The organism is Sphingomonas faeni (assembly GCF_040407565.1).
Classification (GTDB): domain Bacteria; phylum Pseudomonadota; class Alphaproteobacteria; order Sphingomonadales; family Sphingomonadaceae; genus Sphingomonas; species Sphingomonas faeni_F.
In genome coordinates this window covers 209,786-234,530 of record NZ_JAPZPR010000002.1, presented here as the reverse complement: position 1 = coordinate 234,530, position 24,745 = coordinate 209,786, and the positions used below count along the sequence as shown (strand labels likewise).

The 24,745-nt window shown below is 66.4% G+C and carries 25 protein-coding genes; 15 read left to right on the top strand and 10 right to left on the bottom strand.

Annotated features, from left to right (window positions below; genetic code table 11):
- Positions 1 to 168: 168 nt before the first annotated feature.
- Entirely contained in the window at positions 169 to 633 is a 465-nt protein-coding gene (locus O6Y00_RS05520) for a RidA family protein (protein ID WP_353441601.1), read from the top strand.
- A gap of 178 nt (positions 634 to 811) precedes the next feature.
- Entirely contained in the window at positions 812 to 1,957 is a 1,146-nt protein-coding gene (locus O6Y00_RS05515) for a GNAT family N-acetyltransferase (RefSeq protein WP_353441600.1), read from the top strand.
- On the opposite strand, the gene O6Y00_RS05510 is transcribed toward O6Y00_RS05515, so the two are convergent.
- Positions 1,920 to 3,506 carry a hypothetical protein gene (locus O6Y00_RS05510; RefSeq protein WP_353441599.1) on the bottom strand — a complete coding sequence of 529 codons (1,587 nt, stop codon included), beginning with the start codon at positions 3,504 to 3,506 and terminating at the stop codon, positions 1,920 to 1,922. The two genes, O6Y00_RS05515 and O6Y00_RS05510, sit on opposite strands and share 38 nt — an antisense overlap.
- A gap of 122 nt (positions 3,507 to 3,628) precedes the next feature.
- A complete protein-coding gene (locus O6Y00_RS05505) occupies positions 3,629 to 4,870 on the bottom strand; it encodes an argininosuccinate synthase (protein WP_353441598.1) in 1,242 nt (413 codons plus the stop codon).
- A gap of 147 nt (positions 4,871 to 5,017) precedes the next feature.
- On the opposite strand from O6Y00_RS05505, the gene O6Y00_RS05500 reads away from it, so the two are divergent.
- Positions 5,018 to 5,407, top strand: coding sequence for an EF-hand domain-containing protein (locus tag O6Y00_RS05500; protein WP_353441597.1), 390 nt, complete (start codon positions 5,018 to 5,020; stop codon positions 5,405 to 5,407).
- A 124-nt stretch (positions 5,408 to 5,531) separates the two neighbouring features.
- Here O6Y00_RS05500 and O6Y00_RS05495 read toward each other — a convergent pair whose 3' ends face one another.
- The 3 genes from O6Y00_RS05495 to O6Y00_RS05485 are packed head-to-tail and all read right to left on the bottom strand — an operon-like array spanning position 5,532 to position 8,322.
- Complete coding sequence (locus O6Y00_RS05495; protein WP_353441596.1) at positions 5,532 to 6,758, bottom strand: cyclopropane-fatty-acyl-phospholipid synthase family protein; 1,227 nt, start codon at positions 6,756 to 6,758, stop codon at positions 5,532 to 5,534.
- A 47-nt stretch (positions 6,759 to 6,805) separates the two neighbouring features.
- Positions 6,806 to 7,567, bottom strand: coding sequence for a molybdopterin-dependent oxidoreductase (locus tag O6Y00_RS05490; protein WP_353441595.1), 762 nt, complete (start codon positions 7,565 to 7,567; stop codon positions 6,806 to 6,808).
- A complete protein-coding gene (locus tag O6Y00_RS05485; protein WP_353441594.1) occupies positions 7,564 to 8,322 on the bottom strand; it encodes a cytochrome b/b6 domain-containing protein in 759 nt (252 codons plus the stop codon). The genes O6Y00_RS05490 and O6Y00_RS05485 overlap by 4 nt, the downstream gene beginning before the upstream one ends.
- Positions 8,323 to 8,373: 51 nt before the next feature.
- Between O6Y00_RS05485 and O6Y00_RS05480 the strand changes: the two genes are divergently transcribed.
- The gene (locus O6Y00_RS05480; RefSeq protein WP_353441593.1) at positions 8,374 to 8,991 is read left to right on the top strand and encodes a flavin reductase family protein; all 618 of its coding nucleotides are present in this window, start codon (positions 8,374 to 8,376) and stop codon (positions 8,989 to 8,991) included.
- A gap of 74 nt (positions 8,992 to 9,065) precedes the next feature.
- Here O6Y00_RS05480 and O6Y00_RS05475 read toward each other — a convergent pair whose 3' ends face one another.
- The 4 genes from O6Y00_RS05475 to O6Y00_RS05460 all read right to left on the bottom strand — a co-directional run bounded on the left by O6Y00_RS05475 (position 9,066) and on the right by O6Y00_RS05460 (position 12,410).
- The gene (locus O6Y00_RS05475; RefSeq protein WP_347812393.1) at positions 9,066 to 9,824 is read right to left on the bottom strand and encodes a sulfite exporter TauE/SafE family protein; all 759 of its coding nucleotides are present in this window, start codon (positions 9,822 to 9,824) and stop codon (positions 9,066 to 9,068) included.
- Entirely contained in the window at positions 9,817 to 11,025 is a 1,209-nt protein-coding gene (rlmN, locus tag O6Y00_RS05470) for a 23S rRNA (adenine(2503)-C(2))-methyltransferase RlmN (protein ID WP_133029590.1), read from the bottom strand. Before rlmN ends, O6Y00_RS05475 begins: the two co-directional genes overlap by 8 nt.
- A gap of 231 nt (positions 11,026 to 11,256) precedes the next feature.
- Positions 11,257 to 11,730 carry an invasion associated locus B family protein gene (locus O6Y00_RS05465; protein WP_353441592.1) on the bottom strand — a complete coding sequence of 158 codons (474 nt, stop codon included), beginning with the start codon at positions 11,728 to 11,730 and terminating at the stop codon, positions 11,257 to 11,259.
- A complete protein-coding gene (locus tag O6Y00_RS05460; RefSeq protein WP_353441591.1) occupies positions 11,727 to 12,410 on the bottom strand; it encodes a histidine phosphatase family protein in 684 nt (227 codons plus the stop codon). Before O6Y00_RS05460 ends, O6Y00_RS05465 begins: the two co-directional genes overlap by 4 nt.
- Positions 12,411 to 12,550: 140 nt before the next feature.
- On the opposite strand from O6Y00_RS05460, the gene O6Y00_RS05455 reads away from it, so the two are divergent.
- The 11 genes from O6Y00_RS05455 to O6Y00_RS05405 all read left to right on the top strand — a co-directional run bounded on the left by O6Y00_RS05455 (position 12,551) and on the right by O6Y00_RS05405 (position 24,106).
- Entirely contained in the window at positions 12,551 to 13,204 is a 654-nt protein-coding gene (locus O6Y00_RS05455) for an outer membrane protein (RefSeq protein ID WP_353441590.1), read from the top strand.
- 130 nt (positions 13,205 to 13,334) lie between these two features.
- Positions 13,335 to 14,453: a DNA polymerase III subunit beta gene (dnaN, locus tag O6Y00_RS05450; RefSeq protein WP_056017955.1), complete on the top strand. Its 1,119-nt coding sequence runs from the start codon at positions 13,335 to 13,337 to the stop codon at positions 14,451 to 14,453.
- Between the two features lie 54 nt (positions 14,454 to 14,507).
- Positions 14,508 to 14,759, top strand: coding sequence for a type II toxin-antitoxin system Phd/YefM family antitoxin (locus O6Y00_RS05445; protein ID WP_056485045.1), 252 nt, complete (start codon positions 14,508 to 14,510; stop codon positions 14,757 to 14,759).
- A complete protein-coding gene (locus O6Y00_RS05440) occupies positions 14,756 to 15,184 on the top strand; it encodes a type II toxin-antitoxin system VapC family toxin (RefSeq protein WP_353441589.1) in 429 nt (142 codons plus the stop codon). The genes O6Y00_RS05445 and O6Y00_RS05440 overlap by 4 nt, the downstream gene beginning before the upstream one ends.
- 52 nt (positions 15,185 to 15,236) lie before the next feature.
- The gene (locus O6Y00_RS05435; RefSeq protein ID WP_353441588.1) at positions 15,237 to 16,046 is read left to right on the top strand and encodes a Coq4 family protein; all 810 of its coding nucleotides are present in this window, start codon (positions 15,237 to 15,239) and stop codon (positions 16,044 to 16,046) included.
- Between the two features lie 179 nt (positions 16,047 to 16,225).
- Positions 16,226 to 17,506 (top strand): DNA replication/repair protein RecF, encoded by a 1,281-nt coding sequence (locus O6Y00_RS05430; protein WP_353441587.1) that lies wholly within the window; start codon positions 16,226 to 16,228, stop codon positions 17,504 to 17,506.
- Between the two features lie 87 nt (positions 17,507 to 17,593).
- Positions 17,594 to 18,409, top strand: a complete 816-nt coding sequence (locus O6Y00_RS05425) for an OmpA family protein (protein ID WP_353441586.1) — start codon at positions 17,594 to 17,596, stop codon at positions 18,407 to 18,409.
- Positions 18,410 to 18,928: 519 nt separating this feature from the next.
- Positions 18,929 to 21,460 carry a DNA topoisomerase (ATP-hydrolyzing) subunit B gene (gyrB, locus tag O6Y00_RS05420; protein ID WP_353441585.1) on the top strand — a complete coding sequence of 844 codons (2,532 nt, stop codon included), beginning with the start codon at positions 18,929 to 18,931 and terminating at the stop codon, positions 21,458 to 21,460.
- Positions 21,461 to 21,579: 119 nt separating this feature from the next.
- Entirely contained in the window at positions 21,580 to 22,593 is a 1,014-nt protein-coding gene (locus O6Y00_RS05415; RefSeq protein WP_353441584.1) for a hypothetical protein, read from the top strand.
- Entirely contained in the window at positions 22,590 to 23,531 is a 942-nt protein-coding gene (locus tag O6Y00_RS05410; RefSeq protein WP_353441583.1) for a sulfotransferase domain-containing protein, read from the top strand. Before O6Y00_RS05415 ends, O6Y00_RS05410 begins: the two co-directional genes overlap by 4 nt.
- Positions 23,528 to 24,106: a lasso peptide biosynthesis B2 protein gene (locus O6Y00_RS05405; protein WP_353441582.1), complete on the top strand. Its 579-nt coding sequence runs from the start codon at positions 23,528 to 23,530 to the stop codon at positions 24,104 to 24,106. The genes O6Y00_RS05410 and O6Y00_RS05405 overlap by 4 nt, the downstream gene beginning before the upstream one ends.
- On the opposite strand, the gene O6Y00_RS05400 is transcribed toward O6Y00_RS05405, so the two are convergent.
- Positions 24,080 to 24,715, bottom strand: a complete 636-nt coding sequence (locus tag O6Y00_RS05400) for an aspartyl/asparaginyl beta-hydroxylase domain-containing protein (protein ID WP_353441581.1) — start codon at positions 24,713 to 24,715, stop codon at positions 24,080 to 24,082. The two genes, O6Y00_RS05405 and O6Y00_RS05400, sit on opposite strands and share 27 nt — an antisense overlap.
- Positions 24,716 to 24,745 lie beyond the last annotated feature (30 nt).

Genomic DNA, 24,745 nt, shown 5'->3' with positions numbered 1-24,745 from the left:
TGACGGAGGGGGAGGTAAGGGAAAACCGCCGTTCCGTGTCCTCCCCCTCCGACGCCTACGGCGCCACCTCCCCCTGGCGGGGGAGGATCGATCGGAAGGCGGTTCGAACCAAGGGCATGGGGTAGACTCACTTGACCCATCCCCCACCGCTGTGGTGATACCTCCTCCATGACCGATCGTATCGACCGCAAGCTCGAAGAGCTGGGCCTCACCCTCCCGCAGGCTGCCGCACCCGTGGCGTCCTACGTCCCGACCGTGCTGGCGAACGGCATGCTCCACATCTCCGGCCAGTTGCCGTTCAAGGACGGCCAACTGGTCACCGGTCGCGTCGGAGACGGCGTCTCGCTCGAGGACGCGCAGGAAGCGGCCAAGCTGTGCGGACTGATGCTCGTCGCACAGATGAAGGCGGCGCTCGGCACGCTCGGCCGCGTCGAGCGGATCGTCAAGCTCGGCGTGTTCGTCAACTCGACCGGCGATTTCACCGATCAGGCCAAGGTCGCCAACGGCGCATCGGACCTGATGGTCGCGCTGTTCGGCGACTCCGGCAAGCATGCGCGCGCGGCCGTCGGCGTTCCCGTCCTCCCGCTCGGCGCCGCTGTCGAGATCGACGCGATCGTCCAGGTCTCTGCCTAACCGTCTGGAGTTCTTGTTCGCCCGCGAAAGCGGGAGCCCCGGGTTACCAAGCGCAGCCCATGTGGTCCTGGGCTCCCGCCTTCGCGGGAGAACAGCGTATGGGACGAATGGCTGCTTTCCTTAGAGATAAGCTGACGCGCCCTTTGCTATCGGCACCCGGCTACCCCAAATGCCGCGGATGAACGCCGTCACAGCTCGCATCGCCCAAGGCGTCACCTCGATCGCGGCCGAGGACTGGGAGGCGTGCTCCGGCACCGCCAACCCGTTCGTCGGCCACGCCTTCCTCTCCGCGCTCGAAGCCTCGAAGAGCGTCGGCGGCCGCTCGGGCTGGCAGGCGCTGCCGGTGGTGGTCGACGGCCCCGACGGCAAGCCCGCCGCGATCGCACCCGCGTATGCCAAGAGCCACAGCCAGGGCGAATACGTCTTCGACCAGGGCTGGGCCGACGCCTGGGAGCGGGCAGGGGGGCAATATTACCCCAAGCTCCAGATTGCCGCCCCGTTCAGCCCGGTTCCAGGCCCGCGCCTGCTGCTGCGCGACCGTGAGCAAGCCCCTGCGCTGATCGCCGCGCTGGAAGCCGTCACCGACCAGAGCGGGCTATCGTCCGCCCATGCCACCTTCATCGACCCCGACGAAGTGGCGCTGTTCGAGGCGGCAGGCTGGCTCATCCGCCAGGGTACGCAGTTCCACTGGAAGAACGACGGCTACACCAGCTTCGACGATTTCCTCGCCGTGCTCGCCAGCCGCAAGCGCAAGGCGATCCGCAAGGAACGTGCCGCCGCCGTCGAAGGCTTGACCATCCGCCACCTCGTCGGCCCCGAGATCACCCCCGAGCACTGGGACGCGTTCTGGGTGTTCTACCAAGACACCGGCAGCCGCAAATGGGGCCAACCCTACCTGACGCGCGGCTTCTTCGACCAGATCGGCAAGACGATGGGCGACCGCGTCCTGCTCATCCTCGCGGAGCGCGACGGCGTACCGATCGCCGGCGCACTCAACCTGATCGGCGACGACACGCTCTACGGCCGCTACTGGGGCGCGACGGAGGAGGTGCCGTTCCTCCATTTCGAGCTCTGCTATTACCAGGCGATCGACGCCGCCATCGCGCGTGGCCTGAAGACCGTCGAGGCCGGCGCGCAGGGCGAACACAAGCTCGCGCGGGGGTACGCCCCGGTCGCGACCTATTCCGCGCATTACATCCCCGACCCGAGCTTCCGTCGCGCGATCGCCGACTATCTCGTCCGCGAGCGCGAAGCCGTCGCCGAGCAGCAGGAGTATCTCGGCGAGCTTACTCCGTTCCGGCGGGGCGAGCAGCAGGTCGGTTGACCCGATATAACAGGCTCGTCCCATCGCGGCGGATCAGCGTCAGGTCCTTCACCAGCGCCGGATCGAATTTTTGCGGGTGGATCAGCCACATATAATCGAACGCGTCGCGCGGAAACTTTTCGAGCGCCACATCGATCGGCCGCCAGAACTGGCCACGGCATTTGATGTCGCTGACGATCTCCGACGGATCATGCGCAAAGCCCTTTGCCGCCGGATATTGCGTCGTCATCAACTGCGCGCCGGCCATCGACCACTGATCGTTGGTGAACGCCAGTCGCCGCTCCAGCAACAGCGCCGGCACATGCTCGAGCCGCGAATACGCCCATTCGTCACGACATTTTCGCCCGACGAACGACACGACGCGCGCCCGTTCCGGTACCGTGTCGATCGCCGCGATCGCCTGGTCGTAGCTGCGGTCGTACATCAGGTAACTGACGGTCGTGCCCGCCAGCCGCACCGCGAAGAACGCGAACCCGAGCACCGCCAGCACCGCCGCGCCACGCAGCGACAGCCCGTGCCGCGGCCGCAGCGCGATCACCGCGATCGCCAGCACGAACGGCGCGAGCCGCATGTCCGCATAGGCCGACCCGAACACGATCCGCGGCAGCAGCACGTAGACCGCCGCCAGGAACAGCGCCGACAGCCCCAAATTGCGCGAATATTCGATCGTCTGGTCGCGCACGCCGCGGAACAGGATCACGAACAGCACCGTGACCGACGCGATGTCGAACGCCATCCACCGATCGCGCAGGACCATCGTGATCCAGTTCATCTTCCAGCGCCAGTTGAACCAGTCCTGCGTCTTGCCGCCGACATGATCGCCCGACCGCCACACTACCATCATCACCATCGGCAGTGCGAGCGGCAGGCAGTTCAGCCCGGCCCGGACGAACGCCTCGAACCAGCCATGCGCCCAGCTCTTGGGATCGCTGTCGCGGCGAATGTCGTGCTGGCGGATCAGCTCGGCGGAAAAGGCGAGCACGCCCAGCACGCCCCAGCCGAAGGTATGGCACAGCCACAACAGGCACGAGATCGGCACGAAGATGACCGCGCGCAGGCGCTCGCGCTTGAGCCGCCCCATCCGCAGCCACAGCGCGAAGAGATTGAGCGCAAGTGCCATCGCCAGCGCGAAATTCACGAATCCGAACTGGAACGGATAGCTGTACGCGAGCGGCAGTGCGAACAACGCGGTCGCCGGAATTCGCCCATGCACCTCGCGCGCGATCCATAACAGGCCGGTCACGGTCAGCGCCGGAATCGCCATGACGATCAGCTTCACCGCCAGCTGCAACCCGAAAATCGGTGCGAGCGGCTCGATCAGCAGGTCGATGCCGAGGTTGCCGATCATCTGCCAGCGGAAGTTATACCACTGATTCAACCAGGGATTGTCGCCAATCGCCAGCTGGACGCGGTACCGGCCCATATGCCCGGGCAGGTCGACCAGCGGCGGGATTTCCGGCCACAGCAACGGTATGATCGAAGCGATCGCAACCGCGGCGACGAATGCGCGCGTCTGCCACCAATGCAGCTTTTCCCCCGGAGTAATCATATCGTCGAACCCTAGGGGCGGGTGGGCGCACTAGACAAGTGCGCGCACGACGAGTTGACGATCTTCGCCGCAAACTTCGACATCACGACTGAGGTCCAGTGGGGGAAGGTTACTGGCCGCCCCTACTGATCACGCCGTCCGAGCAGACGCAGGCGCAGTGCGTTCAGCTTGATGAAGCCAGCCGCGTCGCGCTGGTCGTAGGCGCCCTGATCGTCCTCGAACGTCACGACCTTCTCCGAATAGAGCGAGTTCGGCGATTTCCGCCCAACCACGTACACGCCACCCTTGTAGAGCTTCAGCCGAACGGTGCCCGAGACCTTCTCCTGGCTGTGGTCGATCGCCGCCTGCAGCATCTCGCGCTCCGGCGAGAACCAGAAACCGTTGTAGATCAGCTCGGCATAGCGCGGCGCGAGTTCGTCCTTCAGATGCGCGGCGCCGCGGTCGAGCGTCAGCTGCTCGATGCCGCGGTGCGCGAGCTGATAGATCGTGCCACCGGGAGTCTCGTACATGCCGCGGCTCTTCATGCCCACGAAGCGGTTCTCGACGAGGTCGAGGCGGCCGATGCCGTGACGGCGGCCATAATCGTTGAGCGTCGACAGCAGCGTCGCCGGGCTCATGCCCTCGCCGTTGATTGCGACGCCGTCGCCGCGCTCGAAATCGATCGTGATGTATTCGGGGACATCGGGTGCGTCCTCGGGGTTCACTGTGCGCGAATAGACGTAGTCGGGGACCTCGTCCCACGGGTTCTCGAGCACCTTACCCTCGGACGACGTGTGCAGCATGTTCGCGTCGGTCGAGAACGGCGACTCGCCGCGCTTGTCCTTGCTGACCGGGATCTGGTGCTGTTCGGCGAACTCGATCAGCTTGGTACGGCTGGTGAGATCCCACTCACGCCACGGGGCGATCACCTTGATGTCGGGCGACAGCGCGTAATAGCCGAGCTCGAAGCGGACCTGGTCGTTGCCCTTGCCGGTCGCGCCGTGGCTGACCGCATCGGCGCCGACCATCTTGGCGATCTCGATCTGGCGCTTGGCGATCAGCGGCCGCGCGATCGACGTGCCGAGCAAATACAGCCCCTCGTACAACGCGTTCGACCGCATCATCGGGAACACGTAGTCGCGGACGAACTCCTCGCGCAGGTCGTCGACGAAGATGTGCTCGGGCTTGACGCCCATCATCTCGGCCTTGGCACGCGCCGGCTCGAGCTCCTCGCCCTGACCGAGATCGGCGGTGAACGTCACGACTTCGCAGTTGTACGTCTGCTGGAGCCATTTCAGGATCACGCTCGTGTCCAGGCCACCGGAATAGGCGAGTACAACGCGGTTGATTCCGGCGCCGCCGGCGGGGTTGCTCTGATCGGTCACGGGCAGGATCCTTCGGGCAATATCCAATGCCCGCGCCCCTATGCGCTGGGGCGCGTTCGCGCAACCGCCGGACGCCTGACACGCGTTAATGGCGCGTACAACCGAATCCCGCTATTCGCGCCGCACATCCACTGGAGTGTCCCGACCGTGCTACGCCAAAGCCTCACCCTTCTCGTTCTCGTCGGTCTCGCAACCCCGGCGCTCGCGCAGGAAACGCGCGCCTCGGCCGCCGCCAAGTTCAAGACCGAATTCGCCGCGTCCGATACCAACAAGGACGGCGTCCTGACCCGCGCGGAAGTGCTGGCACGGATCGACAACATGAAGGTCGGGGCAGGGCGTCCCGATCCGGTCCACGCCAAGCGCCTCGCCGACCTGTGGTTCACGAGCGCGGACAAGAACAAGGACGGCAAGGTCACGCAGGCCGAGGCACAGGCGCTGCTGGCGGCGACCTTCGCCAAATACGATGCGAACCACGACGGCAAGATCGGCGGCGACGAGCGCGCGGCCGCGAAGTCGGAAATGCAGGGCCCGCGCTAAAGCGCAACCGATCCCCCTCCCTGAAAGGGAGGGGTTAGGGGTGGGTAGGCCCGTTTTGCAGGCGCCGCTCATCCCAAGCCGCCGACCCACCCCCAGCCCCCCCCTTCCAGGGAGGGGAGCGGGCCTAGCCTTCGCGCAACGCCCGCTCGCCTTCGATCATGTAGTCGCGAGTCAACGGCAACGTCATCCGGCTCTTCGACAGCTGGATCTGGTAGTTGACCATCCCCCCAGTCCGGAACGCCGCCGCAGCGCCCGCCAGATAGAACGTCCACATCCGATAGAACCGCTCGTCGTACAGCGCGACGATCGAATCCTTCGCCGCCACCGTCCGGTCGTACCATTGGTCGATCGTCAGCGCGTAATGGACGCGCAGCACTTCGATATCGGTCGGGAACATCCGCAGCCCCTCATACCCCTTCACGATCTCCGACAGCGCCGGATTATACCCGCCCGGGAAGATGTACTTGGTCGTGAAGGTGTCGGTGACGCCAGGCCCGCCCATCCGGCCGATCGTGTGGAGCAGCATCACGCCGTCATCGGTCAGCAGGTCGCGACACCTGCGGAAGAACGCCTTGTAGTGCGCCGGGCCGACATGCTCGAACATCCCGACCGAGACGATCCGGTCGAAACTGCCGGTCAGCGCGCGATAGTCGATCAGCTCGAACTTCACCTTGTCTGCAACGCCGGCCTCCTCGGCCCGTCGCCGCGCGACCTTCAGCTGTTCCTCGCTCAGCGTCACGCCGAGCACTTCGGCACCGGTCTTGGCGTGCAGGTACAGCGCCATGCCACCCCAGCCGCAGCCGATGTCGAGCACGCGCATGCCCGGCTGGATCGCCAGCTTGGCGGCGATGTGCGCCTTCTTGTCGGACTGCGCCTGCTCCAGGCTGTTGCCCGGATCGGTAAAGTACGCGCACGAATATTGCCGGTCCGCGTCGAGGAACAGGTCGTACAGCCGGTCCGACAAATCATAGTGATGCGCCACGTTCTTCTTCGACCGCCGCGCCATGTTCACGCGGTCGACACGGTGGACGACCTTGTCGAGCAACTTGATCGGCAGCGACGGATTGAGCCCACCACCACGCTCCCACGGGCTGTTGCCCTTGAGCAGATTGACCAGATCGCGAATGTCGCCGCGCTCGATCACCAGGCGCCCGTCCATGAACGCCTCCGCCGCGCCGAGCGCCGGGTGGCGGACGATCGCCCCCGCGACGCCGGGCTGGGTCAGCCGGATCGTGACGGGATTATACGCGGCATCGGGCTTGCCGAAATGCTTGGTCGTGCCGTCCGCATGGATGAGCGTGAGTTCGCCGGTTTTAACCTGCCGCGCCAGGAAACGATCGAATAAGGCCATGTCGCGTTAGCTAATGACTGGTACGGAAGTGCGCCAGTCCGGTTCGATCAGATTCCGGCATACCAGTCGTAATCAACGTTATCTTCCCAATAGCCGCCCTTGCCCTTGCCGATTCCGTCGAGGCTGGCGACCGCGTCGATCGCTGTGACGTACTTCGCGTGCTTGTAGCCCAATTGCCGCTCGACGCGCAGCCGCACCGGCGCGCCGTGCGCGACATCAAGGACCTGATCGTTGAGCGCCCAGGCGAGGATGGTCTGCGGGTGGAATGCGTCGACCAGATCGACCGACTCGTAATAGTTCGCGCCGCGGTACAGGTCGGCGCAGGTGAACACGATGTAGCGCGCGGTGCTTTTCAGGCCGGCGGCGTCGAGCAGCGTGCCAAGCTTCGGTCCCTGCCATTTGCCGATCGCGCTCCAGCCCTCGACGCAGTCGTGCCGCGTGATCTGCGCGCGCGCGGGCATCTGGCGGAGTTGCGGGAGAGAGACCGACAACGGCCGATCGACCAGCCCGCCGACCTTCAGCCGGTAATCCGCGAAATTGTTGGCGACCATCGCGGTATAGTCCGCCGTCCCCGGGTTGCTCGTGCCGTTCGACCGGAAGATCGGCGACATCTGCGCGGGGCTGAACTCGGGCGCGAGTGCGTTGCGGTTGGTCAGCGCGCGTTGCAGCCCGCGGTTCATGTCCTCGCCCATGAACAGGATCTTCCGCGCTTCCGGGTTCGCGGCGATCTTGTCGCAACCGGTCAGCAGCGCGCCTGCACCGATGGTCGCGCCTACGACCAGCGAGCGGCGGGTAATCAGCGAACTCATGCGACGTCCTCCGACGTGTGGGCGGGTACCTTCCAGCGCCCGGTAATCATCGACCGCACCTCGTTCCACGTCCCCGCGAGGATCACCAGCGCCAGATGCGCGATGATGAACAGCACCAGCCCGGTGGCGGCGATAAAGTGGATCGAGCGCGCCGACTGCCGCCCGCCGAACACCTCGAGCAGCCACGGCCACGCCGCGTCCATCCCCGGCGACATCGTCAGTCCGGTCAGGATCATCACCGGGATCAGCACGAAGATCGTCGCCACGTAGGACAGCTTCTGGAGGATATTGTACGCGCCCGGCCGCTTCGGATCGTGGAAGCGAAACGCCAGATGCTCCTTCACGTCGTGCGCGACCTCGCGCGGCGACAGTTCGGCGGCGCGGACGCGGAGATCGCGCTGGAAATGCTTGTTGACCAGGCTGACGATCATGAACCCGAGCAGCGCGAACGCGAGCACCAGCGCGAACAACAGGTGCCAGCGGCGCGAGATCGCCAGATTGTAGCTCGCCGGGATCGTCAGCAGATTGAGCAGCGACACCAGCCAGCTTGGCCACTGGTCGAGCGTCGTCCAGGCGGTATCGAAATTCGCGCCGTACCGGCCCCAGTACAGCCGCGGATGCGCCTTGAGGATGCCGATCCCGCTGCCGATCATGATGAACATCGTCACCACCGTTACCCAGTGCCATATGCGCGTCGCGAGCCGATGGCGCTTGATGATCGGGGTGCTGATAGTCGGGGCAGTGGGATCGTTCATGCTCGACCTTCGCTATAGGCAGTCGGACCGTGACATAGCAGGAATAAGTGTATGACCGAATGGCATTCTTACGAGCCCGCGGACGGCCATCGCCTGCCGCATGATCCGCTCAACGCGATCGTCGCGCCGCGGCCGATCGGCTGGGTCAGCACGATGTCCGCGGACGGCGTCGCCAACCTCGCGCCCTATTCGTTCTTCAACCTGTTCAACTATAATCCGCCGATCATCGGCTTCTCGTCGATGGGCTGGAAGGACAGCGTCGCCAATATCGAGGCGACCGGCGAGTTCGTCTGGAACCTGGTCTCGCGCGACCTGGGCGAGGCGATGAACACTACCGCCGCGAACGTCGCCGCCGACGTCGACGAATTCGCGCTGGCCAAGCTGGAGATGGCCGCCTCGACGAAGGTAAAGCCGGCCCGGGTCGCGGCATCGCGTGCGCAGTTCGAGTGCAAGCTCACCCAGCTGATCCGCCTCGAAACCAAGGAAGGCTGCGAACTCGATCAGTGGCTGGTGCTCGGCGAAGCGGTCGCCATCCACATCGACGCCGGCATGCTGGAGGACGGCGTATACCAGACGGCGCGCGCGCAACCGATCCTGCGTGGCGGCGGTCCTGCGGATTACTTCGAGATCACCGAGGATGCGCTCTTCAAGATGCGCCGGCCGGGCTGAGCGAAGCAAGCGTGTTCACCCGCGAAGGCGGGTGCCCAGACTGGGTCCCCGCCTTCGCGGGGAAACATCGTGGTTCAGGCGTACGCCCGGTAAAAGAACACCACCGTCGTCGTAGCCGTCACCAGCAGCGTCCACCCGCGGATCACGCCGTCGGGCAGCTTCCGCCCGAACCGCGCGCCGAAATACCCGCCGACGACGCCGCCCGCCATCATCGGCAAGCACAACGTCCATGCCACCATCCCCGTCGCCGCGAACACGATCGTCGCGGCGGCGTTCGCGGTCGCCAGCATCAGCGTGCGCGGCGCGGCGAGCTTGGCGGGTGAGGCGCCGGCCAACAATCCCCATGCCGCCGTCAGCATCATCCCGACGCCGCCTCCGAAATAGCCGCCATAGATCCCCAGCAACGTCTGCGCGGCGATCAGCGAGCGCGACCCGATCGCGACGCGTGCGTGGAGCCAGGTCGACGCAGGCTTGCCGAACGCGATCGCGAGCGTCGCCATCAGCAGCAGCCACGGTACGATGACGTCGAACGCGGTCGCCGGGGTGAAGAACAACAGCAGGCTGCCGACCAGCCCGCCGACGAACGTGATCCCCGCCAGCGTCCGGATACCGACGCCGCCGACCGGCCCGAGATCGCTGCGATACGCCCACGCACTCGCCATCGCCGCGGGCTGCACCGCGACGTTGCTGGTCGCATTGGCGATCGGCGAGGGCAGGCCGAGCGCGATCAGCGACGGCATCGTCGCGAAGCTGCCGCCGCCCGCCAGCGCGTTCATCGCGCCGCCCAGCATCCCCGCCCCCGCCGCCAATCCGAGCGAAGCCAGATCAGACAAAGGCGGCATCAGCCTCGGCAGCGGCCTCGCGATCGATCTGCGCGCGGCTCTTCTTCTCCGACGCGGTCTTCAGTTGCCCGCACGCCGCATCGATGTCGCGCCCGCGCGGCGTCCGCACCGGCGCCGAGATCCCCGCGCCGAACACGATGCTCGAGAACGACTTGATCCGCTCGGGCGTCGAGCACTCGTATTGCGCACCCGGCCACGGATTGAACGGAATGAGGTTCACCTTCGCCGGCAGCTCGTACTTCCGCAGCAACCGCACCAGTTCGCGCGCATCGTCGTCGGAGTCGTTCTTGTCCTTCAGCATCACGTACTCGAACGTGATGCGCCGCGCGTTGTTCGTGCCCGGATAGTCCGCACACGCCTGCAACAGCTCCTCGATGCCGTACTTCCGGTTGAGCGGCACGATCTCGTCGCGAACTTCCTTGGTCACCGCGTGCAACGATACGGCGAGGTTCACGCCGATCTCGGCCCCCGCACGCGCCATCATCGGCACCACGCCAGACGTCGACAAAGTGATCCGACGGCGGCTGAGCGCGAGGCCCGCGCCGTCCATCACCAGCTTCAGCGCATCGCGGACGTTCTCGAAATTATACAGCGGCTCGCCCATCCCCATCATTACGATGTTGGTGAGCATCCGCCCCTCGGGCTGGCTCGGCCATTCGCCCAACGAATCGCGCGCGAGCATCACCTGGCCGACGATCTCGGCCGGCGTGAGGTTACGCACCAGCCGCATCGTGCCGGTATGGCAGAAGGTGCAGTTGAGCGTGCAGCCGACCTGGCTCGACACGCACAGCGTGCCGCGATCCGCGTCCGGGATGAACACCATCTCGTAGTCCTGCGCATCGTCCGACCGCAGCAGCCACTTCCGCGTCCCATCTGTCGACACTTGAGCCTCGACCACGTTCGGCCGGCTGATCACGAAGCGCTGCTCCAGCCACGGGTGCATCGTCTTCGAGATATCGGTCATCGCCGAGAACTCGGTCGCGCCGCGATTATAGATCCAGTGCCACAGCTGTTTCGCGCGCAGCTTGGCCTGCTTCTCCTCGAGCTGCGACGTCTCCAGCGCCATCCGCAGGTCGGCAAGCGACAGCCCGAGCAGGTCGATCCGCCCATCGCTGCGCGGCACGAAGCTGCGGGGAACGGGCACGGGATCGATGTGCCCGGGGATGGGCATGAGGTTCGCGGCGGTCTGCATGCGCGAGCCCGTAGCGGAATTTTCGTGATTTTTCTACTGGCTGCTGGACGCATGCCAGAATTGCTTCGCAGTCACTCGCAGTTACTCGAGAAAGAGCTACCACCCCGGCGAAGGCCGGGGCCCAGTTGGGAGGCCAAGGTAATGAAGCGTCGTCAGCCGTTACGACCACCTTTCCAACTGGGCCCCGGCCTTCGCCGGGGTGGTGCCGGTGGGCGGGGCTCGCCCGAAGTTTCACCCCCCGCTACACGCCAACACAGCCGCATCGACCGCCGTCGCCGCGCCCGGTAGCGCGTACACATCCGCAAACGGCCGCCCCCCCACACCGACCGCCTCGACGCTCATGCTCCGCCCCGACCGCAGCGCGGCGACGATCGCGCGGTCGCTCGGCGCGTCGCTCGCCCAAGCGTCCAGCCCGTTCGCCACCAGCGTAAATCGCCGCTCGCCGACCGTAAGCGTCACCCCCGCCGACCGATCCCTCTCGCGACTGAGCCGCACATATAAGGACGCGCGCAAACCCCGTTTCGGCCACGTCGCGACGCTGGCAAACCCCGAAGCACGCCCCCCCGCCATCACCGGCCGCGCAATCGCGTAACACCGCGCCGGGCTCGCATCGCGAAACGCTCCCCATCCCTGGTAGATGCCGATCGTGTCACGCGCCGCCGCCGGAGCAGCGATCGCCAACGCCAGCAGGACCGCGAATTTCACGTCGGAGCGAACCCCGTACCCAGATGCGGCACCGTCGCGCGGCCATTCTCGACCAGCGTGACCGACCCTTGTGGCAACCCCTTCGCAACCGGCGCGCCCAGCAGCGGATCGACCGCCGCACCTGTCATCACGCCCAGCATAACCCGACTCGAAATCCCGTGCATGATCACCAGCCGGTCGCCCGGATCCTCCGCGGTATCCGCCTGCCACCCGCCGACTCGTGCCGCGATCTCCGCATAGGTCTCGCCATCTGGCGAAGGTTTCAACGCCCCCCCCGGCAGCATCACCGGGCCGACCTCGTCGACCACGTCCGCGTAATAGCGCCCGCCCCACGATCCCATGTCGATCTCGACCAACCGCGGATCGGTCCGCGCATCATGCCAGTCCAGCTCCAGATGCTCGCAGATCACCGCCAGCGTCTGCAAAGCCCGCCCGGTCGGTGATGCCCACAAAGTCATGGCCGGCTTCACCCCCAGCAACGCCCGCAACGCCCGCCCAAGCTCGTCCGCCTGCGCGAACCCCGCCCGCGTCAACGGCGTATGCGCCGCATCCCCCTGCAACCGATGCGCCGCGTTGAACACGGTTTCGCCGTGCCGCGCGACGAAATCGCGACCTTTCCGCAGGGCCGGAATGTCGGTTGATCGGGCGTCGGCTTCACCCTGCCGTTGGCTTGGAATCATGGCCCGCGTTTCAACCCCCTGTGGCGCAAAAGCAACGGATTTCCGCGTTTATCTGGGGTTCATGCAACGCCTGCGCGGTTGGTCCATTGGAGCGGTCCGCCCCGCGTAATGGGGCGCCGGTTCAGTAAAGGAGTAACCCAATGCGTACGCTCATCGCCGTCTCGCTGCTCGCCACCACCGCAGTGGCCGCACCAGCCCTCGCGCAGACCAACCCGATCTTCACCGGCCCCCGCGTCGAGGCCACGCTCGGCTACGACCACACCGGCGCCGGCAGCAGCGTGTCCAACAACAACGGGCGCGACGACCAGAAGATCGACGGCCTGCTGTACGGCGGCGGCATCGGCTACGATATCGCGACCTCGGACAACATCGTGCTCGGCGCCGAAGCCGAACTGACGGGCTCGACCGCGAAGAGCGACCGCAACGATTACACCAGCGACTTCGGCTATGGCCGCGTCAAGCAGGGCCGCGACATCTATGTCGGCGCGCGCGCGGGCTATGTCGTCGCACCGGCGACGATGCTGTACGTCAAGGGCGGCTACACCAACTCGAAGCTCAAGGTGCTCGCGGGCGATACCAGCCAGACCACCGACACCAACTTCAAGCTCGGCGGCTGGCGCGTTGGTGCTGGCGCCGAGCACGCGATGGGCCCGAACAGCTATGCCAAGCTCGAATACCGCTATTCGAACTACGAGCGCGGCAACATCGACTATGCGACCGGCGGCACCAGCAGCCGCTTCGACGTCGATACCGACCGCCATCAGGTCGTGGCGAGCTACGGCTTCCGCTTCTGATCGCTTTAACGCGACGTTTACCGTGATCAAAGAAGGGTCGGGGCGCTTGCTCCGACCCTTTGTTGTTGGGTAAGCCATTTGCGGATTGCCCCCAGCCCCGAGTCCGGCTGTGGCGGCGGGGGGAATTACGATGAAGGCGACGATCGAACGCGCAACGCTCCTCAAGGGGCTGAGCCATGTCCAGTCCGTGGTGGAGCGGCGCAACACCATCCCCATCCTGTCGAACGTGCTGATCGAGGCGACCGCCGAGGGCACGCTCAAGCTGATGGCGACCGATCTTGATCTCCAGATCAACGAATCGATCGCAGCAGCCGTCGACCAGCCCGGCGCGACCACCGTGTCCGCGCACACGCTGTTCGACATCGCGCGCAAGCTCCCTGAGGGTAGCCAAGTCCAGCTCGCCGCATCGGAAGGCCGGATGAGCATCGTCGCGGGCCGTGCGCGTTTCTCGCTCGGCACGCTGCCGCGCGACGATTTCCCGGTGATCGCCGAGGGCGAGCTGCCGACCCAGTTCGAGCTGCCCGCCGAGACGCTCAAGCAGATCATCGACAAGACGCGCTTCGCGATCTCGACCGAAGAGACCCGCTATTACCTCAACGGCATCTTCCTGCACGTGGCGGACGGCGACAGCTCGAACCCGGTGCTGAAGGCCGCCGCGACCGACGGACACCGCCTCGCGCGCGTGACGCTGCCGCGTCCCGAGGGTGCCGAATCGATGCCCGACGTGATCGTGCCGCGCAAATGCATTGGTGAGCTCCGGAAACTGCTCGACGAGGTCGACGGTTCGGTCGGCGTCTCGCTGTCGCCAACCAAGATCCGCTTCGACCTCGGCCAGGCGATCCTGACCTCGAAGCTGATCGACGGTACCTTCCCCGATTACAGCCGCGTGATCCCGACCGGCAACGACAAGATCCTCAAGATCGACCCGAAGAGCTTCATGGAAGGCGTCGATCGCGTCTCCACGATCGCGACGGAAAAGACGCGCGCCGTGAAGATGGCGCTCGACCGCGACAAGATCACGCTGTCGGTCACCTCGCCCGAAAACGGCACCGCCGCGGAGGAAGTCCCCGGCGATTACGTCGCGCTCCCGTTCGAGATCGGCTTCAACAGCCGCTATCTGATGGACATCCTGGCACAGATCGACGGCGACATGGTCGAGGTCCACCTCGCCGACGCCGCCGCCCCAACGCTGATCCGCGAGAACGACAAGTCGCCCGCGCTGTACGTGCTGATGCCGATGCGCGTGTGATTCGGTCTGCCTGTCGCGCCGTGGTATAGCGGCGCGACAGGCAGGAGCCGGATCATGGACTCGATCAACATCGCGGATCTGAAAGACGAACTGGGCACGCTTATCGACCGGCTCGAAGCGGGCGAGGCCGTGCAGATCACACGCAATGGCCAACCCTTCGCCCGCGTGACGCCCGAAGCACCGCCGTTGCCACGCCGCAAGCCCATCGACGTCGACGCGTTAGAGGCGCTGGCGAAGTCTCTACCTTACGATCCGACATCTGCACGTGACCTGGTCCGGCAGATGCGTGACGACTCGCGGTATTGACCCTCTACTGCGACACGGCGGTGATGGTGTCGGCCTTCACAGCCGAGGCGCAAAGCGAGGATGTACGCGCGTGGCTATCGCGACGGGCTGATACTCTGGCGGTCAGCCATTGGGTCGTCACCGAGTTCTCCGGTGCGCTTGCGATGAAACGGCGGTTGGTCGTCATCGACACCGTTGGTTGGAACGGTGTGATGAAGGCGTGGCAACGGTTTTGCGCCGGGGAACTTCACGTGGAGTCAGTCACCGAAACCGATTTTGCGTTGGCGGCAACGTTGCTCGATCGCGGTGATCTGAAGCTGCGCTCCGGAGACGCGCTGCACCTTGCGATCGTCGTCGCGCGCGGTTGGTCCTTAGCGACACTTGATCACGACCTTGCGCAAGCGGCGACGCAGATGCGCGTCGACGTAGATACCGTCCTCGATTGACTCCTCGCCCGCTGCTCAATACTAACAGCAATGTCAGTAAGGAGTCGACTCGATGGCGAAGCTTCCTCCGTTCCCCGGTACGACCGGTCGTCGCGATTGGCGTACGGCGTTCGATGCGATCAAGAAATTGCTCGCGAACGGCGACGACACGACGCAGGTGTTCCGGATCATGCGCGCGCTGAACGTCGGTAATGCGCCGATGAACTACGCGCGGTTGATCGCCACCGAACAGGGCGGGCGGATCGCCTATGACCGGGTCGAACTGGCGCAGCGTTTCTCCGACCCCGCGTTCGTCGCGAGCTTCGCGCCCGGCACGGTCGGGGCGGCGTATCGCAATTTTCTCGAGACGACGGGCTATTCCGCGGACGGTCTGGTCGAGGTCTCGCGGCTCGTGCCGTCAGAGGACGATCTGGCGCATCCCTATGCGTGGTTCGGCCGGCGGGTGCGCGACACGCACGACATCTGGCATGTGCTGACCGGCTACAAGGCGGACGAGAGCATGGGCGAAGCGGCGCTCGTCGCGTTCAGCTACGCGCAGGTCGGCGGGCTCGGCTGGGCGCTGATCGGTTCTGCCGCGGCGCTGAAGAGCATGCGCGTCACCGGCAGCAAGCTGTTCGCCAAGGCGGTCTGGGAAGGCTATCGCAACGGACGCAAAGCGAAATGGGTATCGGGCGAGGATTATCTCGAACTGCTCCACGAGCCACTGGAGGCCGCGCGCGAACGGCTCAGCATCGTCACGCCGGTCGCGTATTTGCGTGCGCAGCGCGAGCTCGGGCCGGCGCTAGCGTCGTATCTCAGCACGCAGAAGGCGGCGACCGCGACGGCCGCACCCGCGATGGCGCCGGAGCGGATCGCCGCCTGACGCGAGGCTTGGTAGTGGACAGGGCGTGTCGCTGGCACAGATTGGTCAGATCGGTCCCTTACTCCGTTTGTGCTGAGCGAAGTCGAAGCACCGGTGCTTGAACCGCGCCTTCGACTTCGCCCGCGGCGAACGGAAAAGGGCGATGCAATCGGTTTAGAAACTGCTCTAAGGCCGGGGCAATGCTCTCGCGCCTCGTCCTCACCGATTTCCGCAACCACGCCGACCTGACGCTGACGCCGGGACCAGGGTTCGTCGTGCTGACCGGCGAGAACGGCGCGGGCAAGACGAATATCCTGGAGGCGGTGTCGCTGCTCGCCCCTGGCCGCGGGCTGCGGAGGGCCGCATTAGGTGAGATGGCGCGACAAGGCGGCGCAGGCGGCTTCGGCGTAGCAGCCACATTGTTTCCCGAGCGCTCGCAGAAGAACGCAGCAGAATTTCCCTCCCGCTTGCGGGAGGGGTTAGGGGAGGGGACGACGTACGTACTGGCGTCTGCCTTCGAGGAAAGCGCGCCCCTCCCCCGACCCAGTTTCGGGTCAGCTGTGCCCCCGGCACAGCTTGAACAGCACGGGGTGCTGCTCCCCCGAAACTCGCAAGCGGAAGGGGAGTTAGAAGCGGAACAGGACGCACCCGCAGTCGGCGAAGTCGACGTCGCCACCGGCACGCTCGCCTCCGCCCCCGAACGCCGCATCGTTCGCATCCAGGGCGCCACCACCACCGCCAACGCACTCGCCGAGTGGCTCACGATCCTGTGGCTCACTCCCGCAATGGACCGCCTCTTCGTCGCCCCCGCGGGCGAGCGCCGCGGCTTCCTCGATCGCCTCACGCTGGCGCTCGCCCCGAGCCACGCGCACCACGCCGCCCGCTACGACGCCGCGATGCGCGCGCGAAACCGCCTGCTTGCCGACGAAGGCCGCCCCGATGGCGACTGGCTTTCCGCACTCGAAGCGCAGATGGCCGAGCACGGCGCCGCCGTAGATGCGGCTCGGCGTGAGACGGTGACGTTGCTCGGAACACGGCTTGCGGAACAAGGCGACAGCCCATTCCCCCGCGCTGGCCTGACGCTCGAAGGCTGGGCCGGCGACACCACGCGCCTGCAAGCCGACCTCGCCCAAGGACGCGCGCGCGATGCCGCTGCCGGACGCACGCTCACCGGCCCCCACCGCGTCGACCTGATCGTCATCCATCTCGACAAGGCGCGCGCCGCGTCGCTCGCTTCGACCGGCGAACAGAAGGCGCTCCTGCTCGGCATCGTCCTCGCGCACGCCGACCTCGTTGCCGAGCGGACCGGCCAGCCCCCCGTCCTGCTCCTCGACGAGGTCGCCGCACATCTCGATCCAGCCCGCCGCGCGGCGCTGTTCGCCCGCCTCTCAGGTCGCGGCCAGGTGTGGATGACCGGCACCGAAGACGCGTTGTTCGATGCGATCGGCGGTCAGGCAACGCGCATCGCGGTCGGGCGTTAGGCTGAACGCGCGCTGTCGAGCAGGCTCACCGCGCGTTCAAGCGGGCGCGGGCAAAGCTCCGTCCATCGAAGACACGGAGAGATCATAATGACCCGGAATTTCACGCGCGCAGCCCTTGGCGTATTGATGGTCGCAGCAACCACCGCCCCCGTTTTCGCGCAAGTCCGAGACGGCGGACGGCCCGAGGGGCGTTACGACATGAGCCGCGCCCCCTGGTTGCGCCCCGGCTACCGCCTCGAAGGCGCCGGCGTGCCGGTGCTCTACCCCGAACTGCGCAATACGCGGCGCGGCATCGCATTCGTGATGCCGAACTTCGACGCGAACGGCGATGGCCGGATCAGCCCGCGCGAGGCCGACGACGCCAACCGCGAATTCGCGCGGATCGCAGGCCCCCGTCGCGACCGGTTCGACTGGGATGCGTATGGCCGTGACCCGGGCGGCTATCGCGGTGACCGCGGCGGCGGCACCACGGTGGTCGAGACCACCACGACGTGGGATCGTGGCGCGATGCGCAATTACGGCTTCCGCCAGACCCCGCGCGGCGCGACGCTGACGCTGCAGGAGGACGTGCTGTTCCGCACCGACAGCGACGTGCTGCGTCCCGGCGCGATCGAGAAGCTGCGGCCGCTCGCCCGCTATCTGCGCGGCAACCCCGGCGTCCGCGTGGCGATCGACGGCTTCACCGACTCGCGCGGGACGGACGCGCACAACCAGGACCTGTCCGAACGTCGCGCAGCGAGCGTCCGCCAGGCGTTCGACGACATGGACGTCGTCCGCGCACGATTCGGCGTCGTCGGCCACGGCGAGCGCGACCCGGTTGCGACCAACGCGACGCCGGCCGGGATGCGCCTCAATCGCCGCGTCGAAGTAACGCTGCTAGGTCAGCGCGCCGACCGCTTCTGAAAAGGGCCTCCCTCGCCCCTCCGGGGAGAGGGAAGGGGCCCGCGGCACTTGCCGTGGGAAGGGAGAGGGGAGTGAGGCTCGCGACGCTGGTCCCAACTCCCCCTCACCCTCCCGTCGCCTACGGCTCCTCCTTCCCTCTCCCCAAGGGGAGAGGGACGTAAGGGCTGCGCGCTTTCAGCCGCCCACCACCCCGGCGAAGGCCGGGGCCCAGTTGGGCGACGTCGCTAACAGAGAGCGGCACGTCGTTATTGAAACCTTTCCACCTGGGCCCCGGCCTGCGCCGGGGAGGTGGCTTCACCGGAGAGGCCGCGAGCGCGCTGTCCTACACAGCCCACCCCTGTCACCATCCCCGCATGGCGATCCCAACCCCTTCGAAACCAGCCCGCCCAACCCTCGAAGTGCACACGCGCCGCAAAACGCTCCCAGCGTCTGCACTTCGTGCACTTCCGGCTCGACACGCCCCAGCCCCTACAGGCCATTTCGCTTCCGTTTCGGCCCTCGAATGCCTATATACTCGGCATGGCATCCAACCCCGAAACCAACAATCCCAACCTCCCGAACATGGGCGACTATGGCGCGGACTCGATCAAGGTCCTGAAGGGCCTCGACGCGGTGCGGAAGCGCCCCGGCATGTATATCGGCGACACCGACGACGGCTCGGGCCTCCACCACATGGTGTTCGAGGTCAGCGACAACGCGATCGACGAAGCGCTCGCCGGGCATTGCGACCGGATCGACATCGTCCTCAACGCCGACGGCTCGGTCAGCGTCACCGACAACGGCCGCGGCATCCCGACCGGCATCCACACCGAGGAAGGCGTGTCCGCAGCCGAGGTCATCATGACCCAGCTCCACGCCGGCGGTAAGTTCGAGAACACCAACGACGAGAACGCGTACAAGGTCTCGGGCGGCCTGCACGGCGTCGGCGTCTCGGTCGTCAACGCGCTCAGCGAATGGCTCGACCTGACGATCTGGCGCAACGGCGAAGAGCATTACATGCGCTTCGCGTTCGGCGACGCCGTCGCGCCGCTCAAGGTCGTCGGCCCCGCCACCGAAGGCCAGAAGGGGACGCGCGTCACGTTCTTCCCGTCGCCTGCCACCTTCAAGATCACCGATTTCGACTTCGACAAGCTCGAACACCGGTATCGCGAGCTCGCGTTCCTCAACTCGGGCGTTCGCTTGTTCCTCTCCGACGCGCGGCACGAGGAGATGAAGACCGTCGAGCTCTATTACGAGGGCGGGATCGCCGCGTTCGTGAAGTATCTCGATCGCGCCAAGGTGCCGTTGATGCCCGAGCCGGTCGCGATCAGCGGCACGCGCGACGACGTCACGATGGACGTCGCGCTGCAGTGGAATGATTCTTATTACGAGAACGTCCTCGCCTTCACGAACAATATTCCGCAGCGCGACGGCGGCACGCACATGGCCGCGTTCCGCGCCGCGCTGACCCGCACGCTCAACAACTATGCCGAGAAATCGGGCATGTTGAAGAAGGAAAAGGTCCAGCTTACCGGCGAGGACATGCGCGAAGGCCTGACCGCGATCGTCTCGGTCAAGCTGCCGGACCCGAAGTTCAGCAGCCAGACCAAGGACAAGCTCGTCTCGTCCGAAGTCCGCCAGCCACTCGAAAGCCTGATGGCCGACAAGATGGCCGAATGGCTGGAAGAAAACCCCGCGCACGGCAAGGCGATCGTCGCCAAGATCATCGACGCCGCCGCCGCCCGCGAAGCCGCCAAGCGCGCGCGCGAACTGACGCGCCGCAAGGGCGTGATGGACATCGCCTCGCTGCCCGGCAAGCTCGCCGACTGCCAGGAACGCGATCCCGCCAAGTCCGAGCTGTTCCTGGTCGAGGGTGACTCGGCAGGCGGGTCGGCAAAGCAGGGCCGCGATCGCCATTTCCAGGCGATCCTCCCGTTGCGCGGCAAGATCCTCAACACCGAGCGTGCGCGCGAGGACCGGATGCTGTCGAGCCGCGAGATCGGCACGCTCATCACCGCGATGGGCACCGGCATCCGCGACGACTTCAACGCGGACAAGCTGCGCTACCACAAGATCGTCATCATGACCGACGCAGACGTCGACGGCGCGCACATCCGCACGCTGCTGCTGACGCTGTTCTATCGGCACATGCCCAAGATCATCGAGGGCGGCTATCTCTACATCGCCCAGCCGCCGCTGTATAAGGCGACCAAGGGCCGGTCCGAGGTGTACCTCAAGGACGACGCGGCGCTCGACGAATATCTGGTCGATGCGGGCGTCAATACGATGGTGCTCGACGGTCCCGGCGGCGGTCGTTCGGGGCGCGACCTGAAGGATCTGGTCGATCACGCGCGCCGGATGCGGACGCTCATGCGCTACGTCCCCAAGCGCTATGATGCCGGGATGATCGAGGCGCTGGCGCTCGGCGGCGTGTTCGATCCCGAGGCTTCGGTCGAGGACCGGACCTCGCGTCTGGAGATCGTCACGCGTCGTCTCGAACTCGACGACGGCGATGCGCGCTGGACCGCGGTGCTGACCGAAGACGGCGGCATCCACTTCCAGCGTGCATGGCGCGGGGTCACCGACCACCACATCATCGAAGCGAGCTTCCTGGTGTCGGCCGAAGCGCGCAAACTTCACGCGCTATCGGGCGAGCACGCAGAGAGCTATGCGCGCACGTCGAATCTCGTGCCCGCCAGCAAGGCGTCGCAGGCCGAGGAGCCCGAGGCCGAAGAGGGTACAGAGCCCGAGGCCGGCGTGATCGGCTCGGTCACGGCGGTCGCCGCACGCGGTTCGACGCAGGTTTCGCGCCCGAGCCATCTGCTCGACGCGATCCTGACCGCGGGGCGCAAAGGTCTCGCGATCCAGCGCTACAAGGGGCTCGGCGAGATGAACGCGGAGCAGCTCTGGGAAACCACGCTCGACCCCTCAGTCCGTTCGATGCTCCGCGTCACCGCGGTCAACGCCGAGAGTGCGAACGAGATCTTCACCCAGCTGATGGGCGAAGTCGTCGAACCCCGCCGCGAGTTCATTCAGGACAACGCGCTGAACGTCGCCAACCTCGACGTCTGAGCCGGCCAGAGAAGGACCGAGTTTGGATGCGTATCCGTTTGCGTGATCGCGGACGGTGGCCGTATCCTCGGTGCTGCGGTCTGCTGCCATAGAGCAATGCGCGCACCGGGGGAGGTCGCGTGTTCGCCTATATCGTCTCCGGCCTGCGCGTATCGAGCGATCTCGCGCTACCGGGGCTGATCGACTGGGTTGGCCGGGCGGACGCATGCGACCCTGATTGTCCGTCGCGGGAGGCTGACGCCGACGTCGTGATCCGCCTCGGTGTGGTTCCGCTCGCGCTCGATAATGCGACCGCGAGCGGACCCAATTGGCAGATCGCCGAGGGACGATTCCTGATCGCGATGCCCGGCATCATCCGCCTGTTGCTGACCGGCGGCGACACGATCGTCTATGCGCTCGATGGCGAGACGGCGATCGAGGACGCCGCGGTTTTCGTCAGCGGAACCGGGTTCGGCATTCTGCTACACCAGCGCGGACGCCTCGTGCTTCACGCCAGCGCGGTGCGGGCGGGCGACAACGCCGTGCTGTTCTGCGGCGCATCGGGGGCGGGCAAATCGACGCTGGCGGCTGCTTTGGTGGCGGCGGGGCATGATCTCCTCGCGGACGATTTCTGCGGAATATCGATCGCGGCCGGGGGCGTGCCGTTCGTGTATCCCGACGGGCGCCAGCTGAAACTCTGGGAAAATGCGATCGCGCGCCTGTCGCTCGACGATCGGCGGCGCGCGCCGGTGCGCGCGCGCCTGCGCAAATATTATGTCGAGCCGCACGCGGCGATCGCGGAGGCGCTGCCGATCGCTGCGGTCTACATGCTGCGCGAGGCAAGACCGCCGCACGTGCCCGGCATCGCTCCCGCGAACCTGGTCGATGGCGCGCTGATGATCCAGCGCAACGCGTATCGGCCGGCGATGATCGCGCGGATGGGGCAGGCGGCACTGTATTTCCAGGGCGCGACCGCGATCGCCCGCCACGCAGGCGTGTTCACGCTCACTCGGGAGATGGACTTTGCCGGACTGGCGGCGGTGGTCGAGGGGCTGGAAAGGCATTGGCGACATCTGGCGACTCGATCGGATCCGGCAGCCGCAGACCCGTCTCCTGGAGACCTGAGGCCGGTCGCGGCCGAGCTTGCCTTGTGAGGCGGACGATCTGGCTCGCCTCCTATCCGAAATCGGGGAATACCTGGTTCCGGATGCTGCTGGCCAATCTCGGACGCGACGTGCCGGTCGATATCAACGACCTGCCCGGGCGCGGCGGGATCGCCAGTGCGCGGCGCTGGTTCGACGAGGTGATGCTGTTTCCCTCCGGGCTGCTCACCCATGACGAATGCGATCGGCTCCGCCCGCGCGTCTACGAGGCGATCGCCGACCATGCGGCGGACGAGGTGGGTGCGATGGCGGCCGGCGGTGGCGATCCGGATCGCGGGCCCGACGCCGATGCCGAGGTTCTTGATGACGTTCGCTTCGTGAAGACGCACGATGCCTGGACCCGCACCTCGGGTGGCGAACCGGTGCTCGGCGGACGGCGCGCAGCCGATGCGGCGATCCTGATCGTGCGTGATCCGCGCGACGTGGTTGCGTCGCTGGCGCGGCACAATCGGCAGAGTATCGACGATGCGGTCGGCTTCATGGGGCGGCGCACCGCGGCGTTCTGCGATCGCGAAGACCGCCAGCCGAACCAGCTTCGCCAGCAACTCTCGGACTGGAGCGCCTTTCATCGGGGCTGGATCGAGCAGACGGACCTCCCCGTGCATCAGGTGCGCTACGAGGATCTGAAGGAGGATGTATGCGGCGTATTCGCCCGAGCGCTAGCTTTCACAGGTAACACGGGCTCGACCGTGCAGATTGCGCAGGCCGCGCGGTTCGCCGATTTTGCGGCGCTGCAGACGCAGGAGCGCGAGCGCGGGTTTCGCGAGGCGCCGCGCTCGCGACCCGGGGCGACCGCGCATGCGTTTTTCCGGCAGGGTATTGCAGGCGGATGGCGCAGCGAACTGAGCGACGATCAGCGGACCGCCATCGAAACCATGCACGGCGCGATGATGATCCGGCTCGGCTATGCACCGGTCGCATCCGCGTGAGCGTGGCGCGTCTCGTGCGCCGCGCGCGGACGTTTGCGACGATCGGTGCGGACCGACAAGGGCTGGTGCTCGAGGCGGTCGTGCGCCTGGCCGTGGCGCGCCTCGTGCTGATCGCGATCCCGTTTCCGCGGCTGGCGGCGAGATGGGGTATGCTCTTGCCACCCGGCGATCCCCGTGCCGCGAGCGCGCCGGCCGACGATCACGCCCGACGGATCGCCCGCCGCGTGCAGTGGGCGATCGAGACGGTGGCGCCGCTGATGCCGTTCCGGGCGGCGTGCGTGCAGCAGGCGGTCGCGGCGCGGGGAATGCTGGCGCGTCGCGGGATCGTCGGCATCGTGCATTTTGGCATCGGCATCGGGACAGGCTCGGTGATGTCGCGAGACGGTATCGGCCAGCGGGTCGCCAGCAACGGGCGTATGACCGGCCGCAGGAGCACGAGTGCGGACGACGCCGTTTCGGGGCGCGCGCAGCTTTCCGCCGGACATGCCTGGGTCGATGCCGGCGGCGTGAAGGTCACCGGCTTCCCGCTCGATGCCGCGCTCGTCGAGCTAGGCTGTTTCGTCCGATGCCCGTAGCAGGTCGAGCAGCCAGGCGTCGGCAATGCAGTCGATGACGAGATGCACCCGATCGCACGGGCCGCGGTTGGCGACGGCGTGTGGATCGGCGAGCCGCAGATACCAGGCACTGCCGGCGGCCATCGTGACCCGAATGTCGTTCAGCATGAACTCGACCTGCGGATTCGTGGTGATCGGAACATGGATGCGAGCGGCACCGGTCTCGGCCGCGAGATCGTGATCGCGGTGCGGCTTGATCTGCGATCCCGGCGTCAGGCGCATGAGACGCACCGTCTGGAGCGGACAGGCGAAGCGCTCCAGCACGGCGCGGATATGCGGCGCGTGTGCGAGCAGAGGGCCGTCCGCGAACGCCGTGGCGGTGGGATCGGCATAGATCATCCGCACCGGATGCGTCGCGCCCGCGACGCCGCGCAGCGGGATCACGCTCCAGCTCCCGTCGTAATTCTGCGGCACGAAATGATCGATCCACGCTGTCGCGTTGCCGCCGGTCTGGATCGCCGCAGCGGCAACGACCCGGTCGAGGTCGTCCGCAAGCGCGACCGGATCGAACACGAACGGCAGGCGAATACGATCGGCCAGTGCGGCGCTATGGACCTGGGTCGCGAGCATCGACGTCACCTTCCGGGATATCTCGCGCCG